This is a genomic window from Mesorhizobium sp. PL10, from assembly GCF_053714315.1.
This window is the reverse complement of the sequence record NZ_JBSKBR010000017.1, coordinates 50,297-70,022: the sequence shown is the minus strand read 5'-3', so window position 1 is coordinate 70,022 and position 19,726 is coordinate 50,297. Positions and strand designations below refer to the sequence as shown.

The window sequence follows — 19,726 nt, the reverse complement described above, 5'->3', positions numbered from 1 at the left end:
ACGCATGCCCAAAACACCGTATGATTGCGCCGCGGGCCAATTTCCCGACAGAAGCCGATGCCGATTTTTCAGTCAAGCACACCGCCGTCTACATCCAGAAGGTGAGCTTTCGCGAGCACCGGCTTATGCGCTATGGCGAGATGTGGGTTAGTGAGGCTCAGGTGATGATCACCCCTTCCAAAATGCATTGCTCCCTCGTCGTCGCCTGGTTGGCGCTGGCTGTGGTGCCCCCCGGCCATTCGTTTGCAGCGCCCCAAACCGCCATTGCGACGAACGACTTTCTCAATAGCATCGGCGTCGTTACCACATTCCCCGATCGAGGCCAGCCGTTGGACAGAACGATCGACATGGTCCGCTATTGCGGCTTTCGATGGGTAAGGGCGGGAATAGAAGGTCTGAGCGACGACGGCCCCACAACCATCCAAACCTTTCTCGATCTGCATCGCGAAACCGGCGTGCGCCTGAATTGGGGATTTGTCAGTGGTGGGACAGATCTGAAGAAGCTGGTCGAAACAGGCAAGGTGCTTGCTGAAGCCGGCGCGCTGCTCGCATTCGAGGGCAACAACGAGCCGAACAACTGGGGTGTCACCTATCAGGGCGAGAAGGGCGGCGGCAGCGAGCGCTCGTGGATGGCCGTCGCAAAGCTTCAGCGCGATCTGTACCAGGCCGTCAAAAGTGATCCTGTGCTCGCGAAATATCCTGTCTGGTCGATCTCGGAATCCGGCGCGCAGAAAGACAATGTCGGGCTTCAGTTCCTTACGATCCCGCCCGGCGCCGGAACCGGGATGCCAGACGGCACGACGTATGCCGACTACGCCAATGTGCACAACTACATCTATCACTCACATTCGCCGTATCCGGCCGACAACAAGACGTGGCACGCTGCCGATCCAACCGCCGCATCCAGGGTGGACGGGCTATTCGGCAATTTCGGCGTGACATGGGCGAGAGGGTTTCGGGGCTACACCCAGGAGCAACTCGATACGCTGCCGCGTGTCACGACCGAGACCGGGACCACCATCGGAGGTGCGGTCACGGAACAAATGCACGGCTTGAATTTGATGAGCTTGTACCTCGCGCAGTTCAAGCGCGGCTACGCCTATACATCGGTCTATCTGTTGCGGGACCGTACTGACGAAGGCGGCAACCAATCTTTCGGCTTCTACAAGGCGGATTATTCACCCCGCAAGGCGGCGATCTACCTTCACAACCTTACTGCGATTTTGGCGGACAGAGGTATCCTCGCCAAACCCGGCCAGCTCGACTTCACGATCGCAGACCAACCCGAGACCGTTCATGATCTGCTCCTGCAGCACAGCGACGGCACGTTCCAACTCGTCGTGTGGGACGAACGGTTGAGCGGCCAAGACCGCGTGACGGTCCATTTTGGCGACACGCGCGCGTCGGTAAGAACCTACGATCCAACAATTGGCGTTGAGCCGGTCCAAACTCTGAGCAACGTGCGTTCGCTCGAAATTACGCTCAGCGACCATCCGATTGTCATCGCGCTTTCACCCAGCACGCAATGATGGAGCCGTCTCTCGGCAAGGCGTCGCTCTTTCGCGACTCATCCCGGAAGGGGGCGCCTTCAGCGGAATAGGTCGGGTCGGCTCCGACCAGGACCCATCGGAAGTATGAGGAAAACACTATATGATCGCGCCGCAGGTGAATTTAACGACGAGTGCCGATGCCGATTTTTTCAGTCAAGCACACGACCGTCTATCGCTATCGCCAGCCCGTGAGCTTTGGCGAGCATCGGGTGATGTGTCGGCCGCGCGACAGTTTCGATCAGCGGCTGCTGGACCATGCTTTGTCCGTGGACCCCGAACCGAAGGCGGTTGGCTGGATCCATGACGTTTTTGGCAATTGCGTTGCGGTGATCGATTTCGAGGGTTCGGCCAAGGAACTCCGTTTCGCCACAGACATCCGGCTCGATCACACGCCGCAGCATGCGCCCGATTTCCGCATCGATGAGACCGCGCTGATTTATCCATTCTCCTACGATCCCGACGAGGCGGCCGACCTCGCTCAGACCATGGAGCGCCATCATCTCGACGACGACGACGAGGTCGGCAAATGGGCGCGACAGTTCGTCAGTGCCACGGGACACACCGAGACCGGCAAATTGCTGATGACGCTCTGCTATGCCATCCACGAGAGCTTCGTCTATTCCCGGCGGTTCGAAACCGGGACGCAGCCGCCGCTGATGACCTTGCATCTGCGCAAAGGCACATGCCGGGACTTTGCGCTTTTCATGATGGAGGCGGTTCGCTCGCTCGGCTTCGCCGCCCGCTTCGTCACCGGCTACGTCTATGTGCCGAGCCGCGACAGTGCGGATGTGCGCGGCGGAGGCTCGACGCATGCCTGGTGCCAGGTCTACCTGCCTGGCGCCGGCTGGGTCGAGTTCGATCCCACCAATGGCATTGTCGGCAACCGGGATTTGATCAGGGTGGCCGTGGCCCGGCATCCTCGACAAGCCATACCGCTTTCTGGAAGCTACTCCGGCAGTGCCTCGAGTTTTCTGGGGATGACCGTTGATGTGAAGGTGGCCAAGGAAACCGGCGCATAGGCGCCCTCGGCGGGTTCTCCGGCCTGGCGTGGCTGCCGACAGGCTGGAGCCGGGTGAGATGTGTTCCAGCCTGGGGAACACCTCTCACCCGCATTTGCCCGATCCGGGAGGGGACAGATCGGATCAATGTGACCCGTCCCTCGAGGAGAAAGGTCAGGCCGCCAGCGCCCCCGCTGTTTTCATCTCACCACCCTCTCAACCACCGCCTTCTCCACCACCGGTTCCAGCGATTCCGCAAACGGTGTCGCCAGGTGGTGGCGGTCGCGGTAGGCGAGTTTGCCGTTGATGAAGGCGTGGCAGGTGTTCCGGTCGCAGAACTGGTTGGTCAGGTCGATGTAGCTGGCGCCGGGCACCGTGCGCACGATGTCGCGCTCTATCGCCGCGCCGGCGTCGTTGGCGGCCTCGGTCCGTTTCTGGTCGCACATCGACGGCGTCTGCCCGCGCCACAGCGCGCGCGCCACGCAGGTGTCGACATGGTCGTCGTTGAACGGCACGTCGCGGATGAAGGCGACCTTCAGCCCGGCCCGGCTGAACGCTTCCAGCGTCGCGCGCAGGCCGGCCCGCGCCTCGGCATCCCGGCTTTCGGGCATCTGCATGCCGACCGACATCTTGCGCAAACTCGACTGCGCGATCTCCGAAATCACCACCAGGCTCGGCCGCGCGGCGATGATCTGTCGGATCGATCGCTCGCGCCACTGGTCGCACTCGGTGTAGTCGCGTTTCAGCTTGCTCACCCAGACCGTCATCCGCGAGGCCCGGCAGGATGATTTGAGCCAGGTGACGACCCTGGTGTTGTTTTTCTCAGCCGCCTCGATCAGCGGCGTCGACCAGTGGTCGGCGTGCGAGTCGCCAAACAGTGCAATCGTATGCCCCGCGGTTCTGGTGCCGAACATGCAAGGCTTTGGCGTCACGGTCTCATAGCTGAGAACGCAGCCGGCCTTGCGGGCAGTGGAGGGGCGCGCCGCACTGGCGGCGATGCTGCGCTGCTGCGGGTCGAGATCGTGGACGACCAGCCTGGCATTGGCGTAGGCGGCTGCGACGCCGGTGCCGGTGAGGAGGACAGCCGGCACCAGCGCCCGCGCCGCGTTGGCCATCAGCCAGCCGTTGCGACGGATCGGGTTTTCGATGACATGGTAGGTGAACAGCGACAGCGCCAGCGTCAGCACCATGCAGCCGAGCCGCTGCAGCGGCGAAAGCTCGGGCACCAGCGTCGCGGCATAGACGATCACCGGCCAGTGCCAGAGATAGAGCGAGTAGGAGAGCTTGCCGACCCACTGCAGGGGCGGCAGCGCCAGGCCGGCACTGGGGCCATTCCTGGCGCCGGCCGCTCCCGCCAGCAGCAACAGCACGGTGCCGGTCACCGGCATCAGCGCCATGAAGCCGGGGAAGGGGGCGTCCTCGGTAAAGCTGAGATAGGCGCCGCCGATGAATGCCAGGCCGAGCCATGCCAGCGGCGCGGCGAGACGTGGGCGGTCCTGCCAGAATTTCTGCGGCACCATGGTCGCCAGCCCGCCAGCGGCGAATTCCCAGGCGCGCAGCGGCGAGAAATAGAAGGCCCAGGGCTGCGCCATGGTGGTGAGCCAGGCGCAGACGGCGAACGAGATGAGGCCGGCAATGCCGATCACCAGGATCGCGCCGCGCTTGCCGGGACGCAGCCATGCCGCCAGCAGCAGCAGCGCCGGCCAGGCGAGATAGAACTGTTCCTCCACCGACAGCGACCAGAAATGGATGAACGGGTTGCTGGTCGCATCCGCCGCGAAGTAGTCGAACGACCAGCGGATCAGCCAAAGGTTGATCATGTAGGCCGAGGCGTACATGGCGCCCTTGGAATAGAGCGACTGTTCCTCCGGCGACAGGATGAAGGCGCCGGCCACCAGCGTCGCAAGGATGACGAACAGCGACGCCGGCAAGAGCCGCCGGGCGCGCCTGGCGTAGAAGCGCCACAGGTTCAGCCGGCCGGTCTCGCTGAGTTCGGCGAGCAGGTGGCGGGTAATCAGATAGCCCGAGATGACGAAGAATATGTCGACGCCGGCAAAGCCGCCGGGCAGTCCACTGAGGCCGAAATGAAAGGCGATCACGCCCGCCACCGCCAGTGCACGCAACCCTTCGATATCAGGCCGGAACGATGCTGACACGATCGAAAACCTCGTGTAGTTCGTTAAAATCCCACCCTGGCAAAGGGTCGGCCCCACGCGCCGATATCGCAATGCAACAAATCTAACGCAGTGCAACATAAGGGGAGATCAACTGCCAATCTTCCCGTGTAGAGGGAGCTTTGGCTCACCGCGGGCGTTGCTCCTCTCATGGGCATCGGCTATCCAACCGGCAGCCAATGCCGGCAGAACGGAGCCCTCCATGACCAACACCACCATCCTCAAATTCGGCGCCGTCGAGCATGCTGATGGCGAAGACCTGCCGGGCTGGGTCGCTGTCGAGGGCAGCCCGACCATGCAGACCGCCGTGCAGCACACCACCGCAGACGGCAAGGTGATGTCGGGCACCTGGCGGGCCTCGCCCGGCACTTACCACGCCACCTACACCGACTACGAATTCGTACACATGATCGCCGGCCGCATCATCATCACGCCGGATGGCGGCACACCGGTCGAGGTTGGCCCCGGCGATGCGTTTGTGGTCGAAGCCGATTTCAAGGGCACCTGGAAGATCCTCGAGCCGGTGACCAAGCATTTCGTCGTCAAGCTTGCTTGATCGACGTCGTCAGGCTTGCCTGATCGACGTCGTCTGCCGAGAGGACGATGGGGTGCCAGTCGCCGGTGAGGGCCCTACAGCAGTTGGAACGTCTTGGCGCTCGACCGCGTTTATGTCCATCAGGAGTATCAAAAACAGATGGCCACTCCAACGGACTACCGAACGAATAGAGCCGACTATGCGATTGCGGCAAAGCCGAAGCTGACTGGCACTGCTGTTGCGGCTGAGGCCAAGAAGAAGGCGGTGCGACGTCACGATCAGCTTGACGATCAGCGTTCCGCCAGACTGTCAGCAAATCCATCGGATACGTCGGACAAGCCTGAACCCAGATCGCGCGGGTAGGTTTGGCCGCCAACGCCTGGAACTTTTCGTCGAGCTGCTGTCGGGTCGCCGGCGCGTTAGCCAAGAGCGAGCGGCGCACTCCGCTGAGTGCATGCCGCTCGTCCGGCGCCGGGCCGTCAATGCTGTTGTAACGAAACCCCCCAGCCCCGTCTCAACCGCCACGGCCATGGCGTGACCCATGGCTTGGTATACGCATGCATCCCCGCGACCTGTCAACGGCGGCCGCCAAGGTGCCGGACGGTCGATCTTCACCCCTGCCGGCGCCTTTTCAAATCCGGCGCGCGGGCGCCATTCGTCGCTGCGAACAGTGGTGGAAATGGCGGTTTTCCGGGCTTTTCGAGAGCTCGGGGCTAAGCGAAATGCCACCTGCAGGTCGTCATCTAGGCGCTTGAATCGATTTGTTTTTCCCGGCTGAAACGTTTCAGGAAAGGCGGTTTTCAACCTGACTTTTTTTGGGTGTATTTGCCCCTGGGTCACTTTTGGCCCGCAAGCCGGTCACGCCGGTCTGTCACGCCGAGGGTTCGGTCATGAATTGCCGTCGGCCAATCGAGGCTTCGGCGCCGCTGAGGAGCGCCGCGCCATGCCGCTGATGACATAGGCGGCAGCGCCCAGCGCCGTGATCCAGAAGCTCGTTGGCCAGTCTGTCAGGAAGGCGAGCGACAGGCTGATCCAGGCGATGACCACGGCGAGTGCGATCGAGGCCAGCACGCCGGCGGCGACGCCGCTGGTCAGCCTGAGCGCGGTGGCGGCGGGCGCCACCATCAGTGCGAAGACCAGCAGCACGCCGACGATCTGCACCGCCTCGGAGGTGGCGACGGCGACCAGCACCATGAACAGAATCGAGACCAGGGTGATCGGCACGCCTCGCGCTTCGGCCAGTTCCGGCTGCAGGCTGGCGAACAGCAGCGGCCGGGCGATCAGCACCAAAGCGGAAAGGATCGCCACCGCCAGCACCGCAAGCACGATGACGGTGCGCAGGCTGATGCCCAGCACATTGCCGAACAGCACGTTGGTCGCCTGCGAGGCAAAGGCGGTGTAGAAATGCAGGAACAGGAGGCCAAGACCGAGCGACAGCGTCAGCACGATGCCGATGGCGACGTCGCGATGCGCACGCTCGCCGAGCAGGCCGATGCCGATGCCGGCGACGATGGTGAACACGGTCAGGCCGAAAAACGGCGACAGGCCGATCAGTCCGGCGCCGGTGGCGCCGGGAAAGCCGACATGGGCAAGTGCATGGCCGGCGAAGGTCTGGCCCCTGAGCACGAGGAAGTAGCCGACCGCGCCGGATACGATGCCGACAATGGTGCAGGCATAGAAAGCGTTGCGCATGAATTCATAGTCAAAGATCGTGGACATGCGCCCCGCTCTCCAGTTCGACATCGTCGGCCATGACGAAGATACGGCCGGCAACCCGCACCACATTGATGTGGGTACCGTAAAGTTTCGACAGCACCGGGCCGCTGATGACCTCGTCGACGGAGCCGATCGCCGCATTGCCGTTGCCGAGATAGAGCACGCGGTCGACGGCGCGCAGCAGCGGGTTGATCTCGTGCGAGCAGAACAGCACGGCGATGCCCAACCGCTCGCCGATCTCATGCACCAGATCGATGATCGCGCGCTGGTGCGCGGCATCGAGGCTGATCAGCGGTTCGTCGAGCAAAAGCATTTGCGGATCGCCGATGAGCGATTGGGCGATCAGGATGCGCTGACGCTCGCCGCCGGAAAGTTCGGCCAGCGGCCGCCGCGCAAGATCGGTGGCGCCGATCGCTTCGAGCGCCTTCCAGGCGGCCTCCTTCTCGGCGGCAGACGCGACCGGCCAGCCCCAGCGATGCCCGCCCGCGGCGCTCAGCACGAAGTCGAGGCCGCTGATGCCGACATCACCAGGCGCACGCCGTGCCTGCGGCATGTAGCCGATCGCGGCATTGCCGCGCGTCGGCGGTTTGCCGAGCACCGAGATGGCGCCGCCGGCCGGCTTGATCAGCCCGAGTATGGCGCGCAGCATCGTCGTCTTGCCGGCGCCATTGGCGCCGAGCAGGCCGACAAAGGCGCCTTGCGGAATCGAAAAGGAGACGTCGGATAAAACCCGGCGTCCCCCATAGGTCAGCGTGACCTTGTCAAACTCGATTGCGTTCATTCAGTCACGTTCATTGGCAGTCACGTTCATTGGTAGTCACGTTCACTGTGTGCGGGCGGCGAGTGCCTTCTGGACCGCGTCGATCTGGCCGCCGAACCAGGACTGGATCGTCTGTCCCGCCGGCTCGGTTTCGGTGACGCCGATGACGGTTACCTTGTTTTGTTTGGCAATGTCGAGCAGCCTTGTCGTTGCCTCGTCGGTCACCTGCGAATTGTAGAACAGGATCTTGGCCGAGCCATCCTTCAGGCTGTTCTCGAACGCGGCCACCTGGGTTGCGCTCGGCTCTGCGTCGTTCATCAGGGCCACCTGGAAATCATAGTTCAGCATTTTCAGGCCGAGCGCTTCGGCCATGTAACCGAACACCGGCTCGGTGGCGGTCACCCCGGTGCCGGCATAGGCCTTCTTGACGTCGGCGACTTCCGTGTTGATCGCCTCGAGCGAGGTCTGGAAGGCCTTGAGATTGGCTTCGTAGTGCACCGAATTGGCCGGATCGCGCTTGGCAAGATCGGCGCTCAGCGCCTTGGCGATCGCCGGCAGCGTCGCCGGGTCGTACCACAGATGTGGATTGTCGCCCGACTTCTTGCCGATCAGGTCGGCGGCAACGATCGTCGTGCGGTCTTTGCTGGTCGAGGCCGACAACAGCTTGTCCATCCACGGATCGTAATCGGCGCCGTTGTAGATGACGATCTTGGCGTCGGCGATGGTGCGCGCCGTCGACGGGCTGGTCTCGAACAGATGCGGATCGTCGTCGGGATTGGCCAGGATGCTGGTGACGGTGACATTGCTGCCGCCGATCTGGCGCGCGAGGTCGCCATAGAAATTCTCCGCCGCCACAATGGTGAGCTTGTCTTCGGCACGGGCGGCCGTGCCGGTCAGCAGCGGCACCGCAACCAGCAGCGCGGCGAGAAAGGGAATGGAACGCATCCGTGGTCTCCTTGCAGTCTGAAAGGTACGTCGCCGGAGAGGCGGGGCTGTGTAACTGTATTACAGTAACAATATAACGTTTGCGTTGAAAGCACGGCTGATGTCAATGGCCTTTTTGAGCGCCGAACTTTTTTGCGCGCACAAAAGCGTGAGCGGCGCGCACCGCTCATGCGGGGCCGGCCGTGCCTGTCACCGATGCGCGAAAGGGCAGGGGCTGGGCGCGCGGCTGTAGCAGATTGCCGCTTTACCTAACCCGTGGTCAGTTCTGCGGGCGTCTTCCCTCCCACGCGTCCTGCAACAGGGCGCGGATTGCGGCGCGGTCGAAAGGCCGCGGATTCCAGTATGGGTTCTTGGTCGCGATCTCGGCGGCACGGTCGAGATCGGCTTTCTTGAGGCCGAGTTCCCTGAGCGACAGCGGCGCGCCGACCGCCTTGGCGAAATCGTATAGGCCGCCGCCGGCGCTACCGCCAAAGATCTCGGTGACAGGCTTGAGCAGCTCGGGCACGGCCATCGCGTTGAAGCCGATCGTGTGCGGCAGCATCACCGCATGGGTCTCGGCATGCGGCATGTCGAACGAGCCGCCCAGCGTGTGGCAGATCTTGTGATGCAGCGCCATGCCGACAGTGCCGAGCACCATGCCGGACAGCCAGGCGCCGTAGAGCGCATCGCCGCGCGCGTCGAGATTTCTCGGCTCTTTCACCAGCACGGGAAGCGCAGCCTTGAGCGCGCGCAGCCCTTCCGTCGCCATCAGCGTCGAAATCGGATTGCGATCCTGTGCGTAGAGCGCCTCCGCCGCATGTGCCATGGCGTTGAGGCCGGAGGTGACACTCACCGCCACCGGCAGGCCGATGGTCAGTTCAGGGTCGTAGATGACCAGCTCGGGCAGGATTTTTGCGTCGCGCACGGTGGTCTTTTCGCCGTTCTCGGTCTGGCCGAGGATTGGCGTCACTTCGGAGCCGGCATAGGTGGTCGGAATGACGATCTGCGGCAGGTCGGTACTGTACGCTATTGCCTTGCCGAGGCCCGTGGTCGAGCCGCCGCCGAGGGCGACGACGCAGTCTGCCTGAACCTCCGTTGCCTTGCCGATGGCGGCGTCCGTAACCTCGACAGGCGTGTGCATCGCCGCACCCGAGAACACGCCTGCCGCCAACGGTCCGAGCCGCTTCGCCAGCGCCTCGCCATCCGCCGCTCGATGCCGCGTCGACAGCACCAGCGCGCGCCTGCAGCCGAGCTTTTCGATCCAGGCCGCGACCTGCGACGAGGCCCCATTGCCAAAGACGATATGCGCCGGGCTGCCGGAATAGGTGAACGCCCGTGTCATGCCGCCTGGCTCCCCTTGCGCGCCAAGGCGACCCTCTCGGCGGAATAGGCCTCGTTGAACGACCCGATGCCGGTCTGGGGCATGTTTTTCTCCAGGTTCGCCCTACCAGGGACAGTAGCGCGCAGGCAGGATCTAAGATGATCATTTCCGCCCGATTTAATAGACCATATTGGCTCGGCCTGCTGAGACACGCCGCGCGCTGCCGTCGATGCTTTCTCCAAGCACATCCGCCAGAGTTTCGACAACTTCAAACACCCGATCAAGCGCCATGAGCAGGCGGTGATCTGGGGCTTTGACCGCGAGCCGATGGATGCGTGACCTCTGGGGGTGTCGAGGTTGCGCAAGCTATGCGCCGCCTGCGGCGGCGTTCAGTACAGGGCATGTCGAATATCCCCAGAAACCCAAGGCAATATTCGCTTTCCGTCAGAGTTCGCGGCGAAGGCGGCGATCTGCCACCACCTGCGCCAGGACCTTTGTCGGGTCGCGGTCGACGGGTAAGGCGAGGGCGTTGCCGATGTCGCAGCCGGTGAGGCCAATATCGCGGCGCTCGCACTCGCTCATGGCGGCCAAACCTGACAGTTCGCTGCGCGCTTTCCAGAAGCGTGGCAGCCACAACAGCGTCCATTTCGCCGCCTCGTACAGCCGGGAAAGCGGGAAGGAAGCGCGCCGCGGGTAGGCTTTTTCGGCATCAATGAAATGATAGGCCGTCGTCATGGCATTTATCTCCTTGCTGGACATGGTTGCCTCCTGCTGTGATTTCCGACGTTCGGCGCTACCTTGGCCTACGCATCGTTGCAGCGATCTCGCCCGACGTTTCGACTTCGGTTTCTTGCCACCTTCATCGCTGAGTGCGAGATTGCGCTCTTTCGAAATGCGTGTCCGGAAAGCGGCCTGAAAGAATGCTGACGAAGCCCTGAAAATTGCGAGGAGCAGACGATCGCGATGAACGCTGAGCCACAGCCGATCTACCGCTTCGCCGGCTTCAGCCTCGACACGCGCGCCGGAGTGTTGCGCGACGGTTCTGGCGAGATCGCGCTGCGGCCGAAATCGCTCGATCTGTTGATTTTTCTCATCCGCAACGCCGGCCGGCTGGTGTCGAAGGACGAGCTTCTGCATGCGGTGTGGAGCGACGTCGTCGTCACCGAGGATTCACTCACCCAATGCATCAGCGACATTCGTCGCGCGCTAGGCGACACAGCGCAGATGTTGATCCGCACTATGCCGCGCCGTGGCTACATGCTGCCTGGCGAAGTGCTGGAGGGGCCGCCAGCTGTCGACGCGCGTCCGTCGCCTCAGCTCCCCGACAAGCCGTCGCTCGTCGTGCTTCCGTTCGAGAACCTGTCGTCGGACCCGGAGCAATCCTACCTCGCCGACGGCACGGTAGAGGAGATCACGGCGGCGCTGGCGCGCATTCGCGGCTTGTTCGTCATGTCGCGCAACTCGGCCTTGGCCTACCGCGGCCAGGCGCTCGACCTGTCGCGCATCGGCCGCGAGCTCGGCGTGCGCTACGTGCTGGAAGGAAGCGTGCGCCGGCAACTCGATCAGCTCCGCATCTCGGCCAGATTGGTCGAAGCAGAGACCGGCAGTCTGATCTGGGCGGAAGGCTTCAAGGGTGACATCGCGGAAGCGTTTGCGCTGCAGGACAATGTGACGGCGGGTGTTGCAGGCACCATTCTGCCGTCGATCCAGATGGCGGAAATCGAGCGTGCGCGCCGCAAGCGGCCGGGCGACCTGCAAACCTACGATCTGGTGATGCGCAGTCTGCCGCATGTCTGGGCGCTTGGCCGCCACGACAACGCGATCGCCATCGAGACGCTTGAGAAGGCTTTGCTTGGCGACCCCGATTATCCACTGGCCCTGTCCCTGCTGTCCTGGTGCCATGCGCAGCGCAAGATCTACAATTGGTCGACCTCGCCGGAGGCCGACCGGCGCCGTGCGCTGGGGCTGGCGGAGCGATCTGCCGAACTTAACGGCGACGATCCATTTTCCCTGGCCGTGCTCGGCGCTGCCCACACCGTGTCGGGCAATTTCGTCACCGCAGGCGCGCTGCTGGAAAAGGCGTGTTCGATCGATCCCAATTCAGCCTTCGCGTGGAACAGGAGCGGCTGGGTTGCGGCCTACAGAGATGAGGTCGAGCGGGCGGCCGAATGTTTCGAGCGGTCGTTGCGACTGGGGCCGTTCGACCCCATGGTTTATACCTGTCATTTGGGCCTCGCTGTCGTGCACTTCAGCGCTGGGCGGCCCGGCCAGGCGGCGGACCTGTATCTGCGTATCCTGGCGGAGCATCCGAATGCCTTGTGGATACTGCGAACGCTGATCCCAGCCCTTGTCGAAGCGGGGCGTCTGGATGAAGCCCAGCAATATATGGCGCGTTGTCGGCACGAATATCCGGAACTCACCTTGCGGGCGGTTCGCTACTCGATGCCCTTCACAGCTGAAATTCTCGACCGACACGAAAAAGCCCTGAGAAGCCTTGGAGTGCCGGACTAGAGGACCACCTGTCGGGGCGGAGTACGATGCGAGAGACGCCGTCCTGCTCGCAACCGCGTTGCCTCGACCGCAAGAATGTCAAAAAAGTATCAGTGATATGGACACACCGTGGTGGCGGCGGCAAGGATTGCCGCCTAAGCTTTGATCACTGCAGAGAGCGGCAAACGCGGCCTGCGGAAGAGGGCACTGCAACTGGTCGCATGACCGGACCGGCGCCGGGAGGAACTGATATGAATCCGGACTTGGAAGTCGTCCAGATCAGACGTGGCGAGTCGTTCAAGGCTTGGGCTCACGGCTATCCCTTCCACACTGTGCGTTGGCACTTCCATCCCGAATACGAAATCCACCATGTCGTCGCCACCACCGGCCACTATTTCGTCGGCGATTTTATCGGCGAGTTCGAACCCGGCAATCTCGTGCTCACCGGCCCGAACCTGCCGCACAACTGGGTCAGCGATGTGCCGGCCGGCACCAGCGTGCCGTTGCGCGGTCGCGTCGTACAATTCTCGCAAGAGTTCATCGCCGATGCCACGGCGGCGTTACCCGAACTTGCCGGTTGTGAAAACATTCTCGAGCTTAGCCGCCGCGGCGCGCTGTTCTCGGCTGCCACCGCGAAGCTCGCGGCGCCGGTGCTGGCCGAACTGGTCGAGGCGCAAGGCGTGCGCCGCATCGCGCTGTTCATGGAAACGATCGATATCTTGAGCCGCGCCGCCGATGTGCGGACCCTGACCAGCGCCAGCTATCTGCCTGACCCTTCGGGCTTCATGTCGGCCGGCGTCAACAAGGCGCTTGCCTATATCAACTCCAATCTGACCGAGCCGTTCAGCGAAAGCGATTTGGCGGCGATTGCCGGACGCAGCCCGAGCGCGTTTTCGCGCAGCTTCCGCCGTCACACCGGCATGGCGCTGGTGCAGTACGTCAACCGGCTCCGCATCAACCTCGCCTGCCAGTTGCTGATGAGCGAGGCTGACATGGCGATCACCGAGATCTGCTACGCCGCCGGCTACAACAACATTTCCAATTTCAACCGCCAGTTCCTGACCCAGAAAGGCATGTCGCCTTCGCGCTTCAGGGCTTTGCTGGCGGAAAACATCAGTGCGGAGATTGCCGCCTAACAGGGAGGACCGGGAGGAGCTTTAGATTTTTGGGAAGAAAGGACGCGGGGTGCGTTGGAGGCGTCCCGTGCTGGAGATCGCTTGTCCTGAAATCCAGCGATCTCAAGAGGATGCGTGGCACGGATCAAGTGCGACGTCATTCCTCGCAACAGACCGACTTGCAGTCAAGGCCCGGCGCCATGTGGTGACAGGGCTTCGTGAAACCATTCCTTCAAACGGAGATATCAGAATGACCAGATTTGCTTGGAAATCATCCGGCGCCGCAGCGCTGGCACTTTCGCTTCTCAGCGGCACCGCCGCCTTTGCCGCCCCGGTCACCGACGCCACGGTCGCCTTCCTGATGCCCGACCAGGCCTCGACCCGCTACGAGCAGCACGACTATCCCGGCTTTGCCGCCGAGATGAAAAAGCTCTGCCCAGGCTGCAAGGTGATCTACCAGAATGCCGATGCAGACGCCTCGCGCCAGCAGCAGCAGTTCAATTCGGTGATCTCGCAGGGCGCCAAGGCGATCGTGCTCGACCCCGTCGACTCGACCGCCGCCGCCTCGCTGGTCAAGCTGGCGCAGAGCCAGGGCGTCAAGGTCATCGCCTATGACCGGCCGATCCCGACGGCACCTGCCGACTTCTACGTCTCGTTCAACAATGAAGGCATCGGCAAGGCCATAGCCGACTCGCTCGTCGAGCATCTCAAGGCGCTGAAGGTCGATCCGGCCAGCGGTGGTCTGCTGCAGATCAACGGCTCACCGACCGACGCGGCCGCCGGGCTGATCAAGAAGGGCATCCATTCGAGCCTCGACAACAGCGGCTACAAGATCCTGGCCGAGTTCGACACGCCGGAATGGGCGCCGCCGAAGGCGCAGCAATGGGCAAGCGGCCAGATCACCCGCTTCTCCACGCAGATCGTCGGCGTCGTCGCCGCCAATGACGGTACCGGCGGTGGCGCCATCGCCGCCTTCAAGGCAGCCGGCGTCGATCCGGTGCCGCCCGTCACCGGCAACGACGCGACCATCGCCGCCCTGCAGCTGATCATCGCCGGCGATCAGTACAACACCATCTCAAAGCCGAGTGAGATCGTTGCGGCCGCTGCCGCCAACGTCGCCGTCCAGCTTCTGTCGGGCGAGACGCCGAAGGCCGAAATGACCCTCTACGACACGCCCTCGCAGCTGTTCACTCCGGCGGTGGTGACGCAGGAAAACCTCAAGGCCGAGATCATCGACAAGAAGATCAACACCGCCGAAGAGCTTTGCGTCGACCGCTATGCCGAAGGCTGCAAGAAGCTCGGCATCACCAACTGACAATGCATGTCGCCCAAAAGTGCCCAGCGGTTTTGGGATAACGACATGCATAAAAGGAAGACGTAGAATCCTGATCCTGCCTTCCGGCCGCCCCTGCGGTGGCCGGAAGTTCGCAGTCACTCTTGACCGGTCATCCGGAAAGGTTTGCCACGATGTCTGACATCTCTGACGGACCGGTTTCGGCAGGCGAGCTGGTGCTCAGCCTGCGCGGCATTTCGAAGAATTTCGGCGCCGTTTCGGCGCTCACCGATATCGACCTCGATGTTCATGCCGGCGAGGTGGTGGCGCTGGTCGGCGACAATGGCGCCGGCAAGTCGACGCTGGTCAAGATCCTCGCCGGCGTCCACCAGCCGACCTCGGGCACCATCAATTTCCGCGACAAGCAGGTGACCATGCCCGACCCGAGTGCTGCACTGACACTCGGCATCGCCACCGTCTTCCAGGACCTGGCGCTCTGCGAAAACCTCGACGTCGTCGCCAACATCTTCCTCGGCAAGGAGCTCAACCCGCTGCGGCTGGATGAGGTGGCGATGGAGATCCGCGCCTGGACGCTGCTCAATGAATTGTCGGCGCGTATTCCGAGCGTCCGCGAGGCGGTCGCCTCGCTGTCCGGCGGCCAGCGCCAGACCGTGGCGATTGCGCGTTCGCTGCTGCTCGACCCCAAGGTGATCCTGCTTGACGAGCCGACTGCCGCCCTTGGCGTCGCCCAGACGGCGGAGGTGCTGAACCTTATCGACCGGGTGCGCGAACGCGGCCTCGGCGTGCTGATGATCAGCCACAATATGGAGGACGTCCGCGCCGTCGCCGACCGCATCGTCGTGCTGAGATTGGGCCGCAACAATGGCGTCTTCGAACCCGACGCCTCCAACCAGGAACTGGTCAGCGCCATCACCGGCGCCGCCAACAATGCGGTGTCGCGCCGCGCCGAACGGCGCAAGGCAGCACAGGCGCAATCACAGGAGCAGCGGCCATGAGCGCAGAGCCCAAGCAGGACACCTCCGCCTCGACGGCGCTCGACCGCAGCGACGTGCGCGTCAAGCACCAGGCCGGCGTCGGCGGCGCGATCAGCGCCTTCTTCGACCGCGTCCGCTCCGGCGACCTCGGCTCGCTGCCGGTGATCGTCGGGCTGGTCATCATCTGGAGCGTGTTCACCGCCCTCAATCCGGTGTTCGTCTCGTCGAGCAACCTCGTCAATCTTCTGTTCGACTGCTCGACCGTCGGCGTCATCGCGCTCGGCATCGTCTGCGTGCTGATGGTTGGCGAGATCGACCTGTCGGTCGGCTCGATCAGCGGCTTTGCCTCGGCCATGGTCGGCACGCTGTGGGTCAATCAGGGCTGGCCGGTGGCGCTCGCCATCCTCGCGGCACTCGCCGTCGGCGGCTTCATCGGCGCGCTCTATGCTCTGCTGTTCAACCGGCTCGGCATGCCGAGCTTCGTCTCGACGCTCGCCGGTCTGCTCGCCGTGCTCGGCCTGCAGCTCTACATCCTCGGCTCCACCGGCTCGATCAATCTGCCTTACGGTTCGAACCTGGTGAATTTCGGCCAGTTGCTGGTCATGCCGGATTGGCTGTCCTATGCGCTGGCCGCAGTTCCCGGCATCGTCATGCTGATCACCGGCCTGCGCACCGTCAGCCGCCGCCGCGCCGTCAATTTGTCGGCGCCGTCGGTTGGCGGCCTCATCGTGCGCGTCGCCGCCTTGACCATCCTGCTCGAACTGATCGTCGGCTACCTCAACCAGGCGCGGGGCATACCGTGGATGTTCGGCCTGTTCGTCGGTCTTGTGGTGGCGATGAACTATGCGCTGACCCGCACGCAATGGGGCCGCTCGATGACTGCCGTCGGCGGCAACCGTGAAGCAGCGCGCCGCGCCGGCATCAAGGTGCGCTCGATCTATCTCAGCGCCTTCGTCATGTGCTCGATGTTTGCCGCCCTTGGCGGCGTGCTGTCGGCGGCGCGGCTGGCCTCGGCCAGCCAGCAGGCCGGCACCGGCGACGTCAACCTCAACGCCATCGCGGCGGCCGTGATCGGCGGAACCAGCCTGTTCGGCGGCCGCGGCAGCGCCTACTCCGCGCTGCTCGGCATCATCGTCATCCAGTCGATCGCCAGCGGGCTGACCTTGCTCGATCTGTCGTCGTCGCTTCGATACATGATCACCGGCGCCGTTCTGGCGATCGCGGTCATCGTCGACTCCCTGGCACGGCGCTCGCGGGTTTCCCACGGCCGCGCCTGAACGCAATCACAGTACGAGGACAAGAAGCATGGCTCAGGATCTGAGTGGAAAAGTCGCGGCAATCACCGGCGCCGCGTCGGGCATCGGGCTGGAATGCGCCCGGGCTCTGATTGCCGCCGGTGTGCGCGTCGTGCTCGTCGATCGCGCCGAAGACGCCTTGAGGGGCGTCTGCGCCGAACTCGGCCCCAATGCTATCCCGCTGGTGATCGACCTGATGAAGCCGGCCAGTGTCGCGACGATGATGCCGCAGATCCTGGAGAAAGCCGGCCAGCTCGATATCTTCCACGCCAACGCCGGCGCCTATGTCGGCGGCCCTGTGCTCGATGGCGACCCCGATACATGGGACCGCGTGCTGAACCTCAACATCAACGCGGTGTTCCGATCCGTGCACGCCGTGCTGCCGCACATGGTCGAACGCAAGACCGGCGACATCATCGTCACCTCTTCGATCGCCGGGCTGGTGCCGGTGGTCTGGGAGCCGATCTACACCGCCTCCAAACATGCCATCCAGGCCTTCGTCCACACGGTGCGCCGGCAGGTTGCCCCGCACGGCCTGCGCGTCGGCGCGGTGCAGCCGGGGCCAGTGGTCACAGCGCTGATCAGCGATTGGCCAAAGGACAAGCTTGACGATGAATTGGCCAAGGGCGGCCTGATTCAACCGATCGAGGTGGCCGAAGCCGTGCTGTTCATGCTGACGCGGCCGCGGAACGTCACCATTCGCGATCTGGTGATCCTGCCGCAGAGCAATGATTTGTGAGGGGAATAGGGCAGTAGGGCAGTAGGGCAGTAGGTGAGGGGAGCTTTGCCCTTGCGGCGGACTACCCACGGCTGACAATCTCCCTACTGCCCTACTGCCCTACTGCCCTACTGCCCTACTGCCCTACTGCCCTACTGCCCTACTGCCCACCTCTGAGGTCCCCCCATGTCCCACTTCATCGGCATTGACGTCGGCACTGGCAGCGCCAGGGCAGGGGTGTTCGACAGCAACGGCACCATCCTTGCCTCGGCCAAGCGCGACATCGCTCTGTTCCTCGAGCCTGGCGAGATCGCCGAACAGTCGAGCCAGGACATCTGGCGCGCCGTCTGTGCCAGCGTGCGTGAGGCCGTGACGAAGTCGGGGCTCGCCGGGCGCGACATTGGCGGCATCGGCTTCGACGCCACCTGCTCGCTGGTCGTGGTAGGCAAGGGCGGCGCACCACTGGCTGTCGGCGGCTCGGGGGACAGCGAGCGCAACATTATCGTCTGGATGGATCACCGCGCGCTCGACCAGGCGCAGCGCATCAACGCCGGCAAGCACGCCGTGCTCGACTATGTCGGCGGCACCATCTCGCCGGAAATGGAAACGCCGAAGCTGTTGTGGCTGCGCGAAAACCTGCCTGCCACCTTCGATGCAGCGGAGCATTTCTTCGACCTGACCGACTATCTGACCTGGCGCTCGACCGGCAGCCTGGCACGCTCGATCTGCACGCTGACCTGCAAATGGACCTATCTCGGCCATGAGCGCCGCTGGGACGATGCCTATTTCCGTGCCGTCGGCCTCGGCGCGCTGGCCGACGAAGGCTTTGCCCGGATCGGCACCGAAGTGGTCGAGGGCGGCACCGCGCTGGCGAAGGGCCTGACCGAAGCTGCCGCGGCCGATCTCGGCCTGCTGCTAGGAACGCCGGTCGCCGCAGGCCTGATCGATGCCCATGCCGGCGGCGTCGGCACGGTCGGCGGGCAGGGCTCGGTTGGGACGCTGCAGTCCCGCATGGCCTATGTCTTCGGCACGTCGGCCTGCACCATGGCCAGCACCAGCGAACCGGCTTTCGTGCCGGGTGTCTGGGGTCCGTATTTCTCCTCGATGGTGCCGGGCCTGTGGCTCAACGAAGGCGGCCAGTCGGCGGCGGGCGCGGCGATCGATCACCTCATCGGTTTGCATCCGGCCGCAGCAGAAGCGTCCGCGAAAGCCAAGGCCGAGGGCATCAACCTCGCAGCCTGGCTGGGTCGGCAGGCGGCAGCGCAGTCCGTTGACATGTCCGCAGTCGCGCACCTTGCCGAAGGGTTGCATGTCGTGCCGGAATTTCTCGGCAACCGCTCGCCCTTCGCCGACCCCGAGGCCAAGGCGCTGATCGCCGGGCTCGGCATGGACACTTCGTTCGACAGCCTGGTTACGCTCTATGTCGCCGGCCTGCTGGGCATCGGCTATGGCGTGCGCCAGATCGTGGCGGCAATGGCGAAAAAGAACATCGCCATCGACACCATCGTCGTCAGTGGCGGCGCCGCGCAGAGCGACCTGGTCCGCCAGCTGCTGGCCGACACAACGAGCCTGACCGTCGCCGGTTCGACCTCGCCCGAGCCGGTGCTGCTCGGCTCGGCCGTATTGGCTGCGGTGGCGGCCGGAACCTATCCGGATGTGATCGCTGCGATGACCGCCATGTCGCGCATCGGCGATATCTATCGCCCGGCCGGCGGCGATCTCGTGCCCTGGCACGACAAGCGTTTCGCCGCCTTCGAACTGCTGCAGCAGGCGGGACGTGCAATACGCGGCTGACGGCGAGCCTGAGAGAGTTGTTACCGTTTTCGCGAAAGCGGCAACAACCATTGGTCGGCGCCAACTGC

General features: G+C 63.7%; 16 protein-coding genes. 10 read left to right on the top strand and 6 right to left on the bottom strand.

Annotated features, from left to right (window positions below; translation table 11 throughout):
• The first annotated feature begins 20 nt into the window (after window positions 1-20).
• The gene (locus tag ACWGTO_RS24435) at window positions 21-1,529 is read left to right on the top strand and encodes a glycosyl hydrolase (RefSeq protein WP_454577361.1); all 1,509 of its coding nucleotides are present in this window, start codon (window positions 21-23) and stop codon (window positions 1,527-1,529) included.
• A 158-nt stretch (window positions 1,530-1,687) separates the two neighbouring features.
• Window positions 1,688-2,569: a transglutaminase family protein gene (locus ACWGTO_RS24430; protein WP_454577360.1), complete on the top strand. Its 882-nt coding sequence runs from the start codon at window positions 1,688-1,690 to the stop codon at window positions 2,567-2,569.
• A gap of 179 nt (window positions 2,570-2,748) precedes the next feature.
• Here the strand turns inward: ACWGTO_RS24430 and ACWGTO_RS24425 are convergent, their stop codons facing one another.
• Window positions 2,749-4,704 (bottom strand): acyltransferase family protein, encoded by a 1,956-nt coding sequence (locus ACWGTO_RS24425; RefSeq protein ID WP_454577359.1) that lies wholly within the window; start codon window positions 4,702-4,704, stop codon window positions 2,749-2,751.
• A 220-nt stretch (window positions 4,705-4,924) separates the two neighbouring features.
• On the opposite strand from ACWGTO_RS24425, the gene ACWGTO_RS24420 reads away from it, so the two are divergent.
• The gene (locus ACWGTO_RS24420) at window positions 4,925-5,278 is read left to right on the top strand and encodes a cupin domain-containing protein (protein WP_454577358.1); all 354 of its coding nucleotides are present in this window, start codon (window positions 4,925-4,927) and stop codon (window positions 5,276-5,278) included.
• Between the two features lie 867 nt (window positions 5,279-6,145).
• On the opposite strand, the gene ACWGTO_RS24415 is transcribed toward ACWGTO_RS24420, so the two are convergent.
• The 5 genes from ACWGTO_RS24415 to ACWGTO_RS24395 all read right to left on the bottom strand — a co-directional run bounded on the left by ACWGTO_RS24415 (window position 6,146) and on the right by ACWGTO_RS24395 (window position 10,737).
• Entirely contained in the window at window positions 6,146-6,976 is an 831-nt protein-coding gene (locus ACWGTO_RS24415; RefSeq protein ID WP_454577357.1) for a metal ABC transporter permease, read from the bottom strand.
• Window positions 6,960-7,754 (bottom strand): metal ABC transporter ATP-binding protein, encoded by a 795-nt coding sequence (locus ACWGTO_RS24410; protein ID WP_454577356.1) that lies wholly within the window; start codon window positions 7,752-7,754, stop codon window positions 6,960-6,962. Before ACWGTO_RS24410 ends, ACWGTO_RS24415 begins: the two co-directional genes overlap by 17 nt.
• Window positions 7,755-7,796: 42 nt before the next feature.
• Complete coding sequence (locus tag ACWGTO_RS24405) at window positions 7,797-8,678, bottom strand: metal ABC transporter solute-binding protein, Zn/Mn family (protein WP_454577355.1); 882 nt, start codon at window positions 8,676-8,678, stop codon at window positions 7,797-7,799.
• A gap of 259 nt (window positions 8,679-8,937) precedes the next feature.
• On the bottom strand, window positions 8,938-9,999 hold the full coding sequence (locus tag ACWGTO_RS24400; RefSeq protein WP_454577354.1) for a maleylacetate reductase: 1,062 nt from the start codon (window positions 9,997-9,999) through the stop codon (window positions 8,938-8,940).
• A gap of 423 nt (window positions 10,000-10,422) precedes the next feature.
• Window positions 10,423-10,737, bottom strand: a complete 315-nt coding sequence (locus ACWGTO_RS24395; protein ID WP_454577353.1) for a hypothetical protein — start codon at window positions 10,735-10,737, stop codon at window positions 10,423-10,425.
• A 204-nt stretch (window positions 10,738-10,941) separates the two neighbouring features.
• Between ACWGTO_RS24395 and ACWGTO_RS24390 the strand changes: the two genes are divergently transcribed.
• The 7 genes from ACWGTO_RS24390 (at window position 10,942) to ACWGTO_RS24360 (ending at window position 19,658) form a co-directional block, all read left to right on the top strand.
• Window positions 10,942-12,489 carry a winged helix-turn-helix domain-containing tetratricopeptide repeat protein gene (locus ACWGTO_RS24390; protein ID WP_454577352.1) on the top strand — a complete coding sequence of 516 codons (1,548 nt, stop codon included), beginning with the start codon at window positions 10,942-10,944 and terminating at the stop codon, window positions 12,487-12,489.
• Window positions 12,490-12,719: 230 nt separating this feature from the next.
• Window positions 12,720-13,604 (top strand): AraC family transcriptional regulator, encoded by an 885-nt coding sequence (locus tag ACWGTO_RS24385; protein ID WP_454577351.1) that lies wholly within the window; start codon window positions 12,720-12,722, stop codon window positions 13,602-13,604.
• A 229-nt stretch (window positions 13,605-13,833) separates the two neighbouring features.
• Window positions 13,834-14,898, top strand: a complete 1,065-nt coding sequence (locus ACWGTO_RS24380; RefSeq protein WP_454577350.1) for an ABC transporter substrate-binding protein — start codon at window positions 13,834-13,836, stop codon at window positions 14,896-14,898.
• Window positions 14,899-15,050: 152 nt separating this feature from the next.
• Complete coding sequence (locus tag ACWGTO_RS24375) at window positions 15,051-15,872, top strand: ATP-binding cassette domain-containing protein (protein WP_454577349.1); 822 nt, start codon at window positions 15,051-15,053, stop codon at window positions 15,870-15,872.
• Window positions 15,869-17,128, top strand: coding sequence for a sugar ABC transporter permease (locus ACWGTO_RS24370; protein ID WP_454577348.1), 1,260 nt, complete (start codon window positions 15,869-15,871; stop codon window positions 17,126-17,128). Before ACWGTO_RS24375 ends, ACWGTO_RS24370 begins: the two co-directional genes overlap by 4 nt.
• Before the next feature lie 28 nt (window positions 17,129-17,156).
• Complete coding sequence (locus ACWGTO_RS24365) at window positions 17,157-17,885, top strand: SDR family oxidoreductase (RefSeq protein WP_454577347.1); 729 nt, start codon at window positions 17,157-17,159, stop codon at window positions 17,883-17,885.
• Between the two features lie 165 nt (window positions 17,886-18,050).
• Window positions 18,051-19,658, top strand: coding sequence for an FGGY-family carbohydrate kinase (locus tag ACWGTO_RS24360; protein ID WP_454577346.1), 1,608 nt, complete (start codon window positions 18,051-18,053; stop codon window positions 19,656-19,658).
• Window positions 19,659-19,726 lie beyond the last annotated feature (68 nt).

What these genes read in the sequence shown, in the direction of transcription:
- ACWGTO_RS24435 (WP_454577361.1), top strand. Translation starts at nt 21, where the DNA reads ATGATTGCGCCGCGGGCCAATTTCCCGACAGAAGCCGATGCCGATTTT.
- ACWGTO_RS24430 (WP_454577360.1), top strand. Translation starts at nt 1,688, where the DNA reads ATGCCGATTTTTTCAGTCAAGCACACGACCGTCTATCGCTATCGCCAG.
- ACWGTO_RS24420 (WP_454577358.1), top strand. Translation starts at nt 4,925, where the DNA reads ATGACCAACACCACCATCCTCAAATTCGGCGCCGTCGAGCATGCTGAT.
- ACWGTO_RS24415 (WP_454577357.1), bottom strand. Translation starts at nt 6,976, where the DNA reads ATGTCCACGATCTTTGACTATGAATTCATGCGCAACGCTTTCTATGCC.
- ACWGTO_RS24410 (WP_454577356.1), bottom strand. Translation starts at nt 7,754, where the DNA reads ATGAACGCAATCGAGTTTGACAAGGTCACGCTGACCTATGGGGGACGC.
- ACWGTO_RS24405 (WP_454577355.1), bottom strand. Translation starts at nt 8,678, where the DNA reads ATGCGTTCCATTCCCTTTCTCGCCGCGCTGCTGGTTGCGGTGCCGCTG.
- ACWGTO_RS24400 (WP_454577354.1), bottom strand. Translation starts at nt 9,999, where the DNA reads ATGACACGGGCGTTCACCTATTCCGGCAGCCCGGCGCATATCGTCTTT.
- ACWGTO_RS24395 (WP_454577353.1), bottom strand. Translation starts at nt 10,737, where the DNA reads ATGTCCAGCAAGGAGATAAATGCCATGACGACGGCCTATCATTTCATT.
- ACWGTO_RS24390 (WP_454577352.1), top strand. Translation starts at nt 10,942, where the DNA reads ATGAACGCTGAGCCACAGCCGATCTACCGCTTCGCCGGCTTCAGCCTC.
- ACWGTO_RS24385 (WP_454577351.1), top strand. Translation starts at nt 12,720, where the DNA reads ATGAATCCGGACTTGGAAGTCGTCCAGATCAGACGTGGCGAGTCGTTC.
- ACWGTO_RS24380 (WP_454577350.1), top strand. Translation starts at nt 13,834, where the DNA reads ATGACCAGATTTGCTTGGAAATCATCCGGCGCCGCAGCGCTGGCACTT.
- ACWGTO_RS24375 (WP_454577349.1), top strand. Translation starts at nt 15,051, where the DNA reads ATGTCTGACATCTCTGACGGACCGGTTTCGGCAGGCGAGCTGGTGCTC.
- ACWGTO_RS24370 (WP_454577348.1), top strand. Translation starts at nt 15,869, where the DNA reads ATGAGCGCAGAGCCCAAGCAGGACACCTCCGCCTCGACGGCGCTCGAC.
- ACWGTO_RS24365 (WP_454577347.1), top strand. Translation starts at nt 17,157, where the DNA reads ATGGCTCAGGATCTGAGTGGAAAAGTCGCGGCAATCACCGGCGCCGCG.
- ACWGTO_RS24360 (WP_454577346.1), top strand. Translation starts at nt 18,051, where the DNA reads ATGTCCCACTTCATCGGCATTGACGTCGGCACTGGCAGCGCCAGGGCA.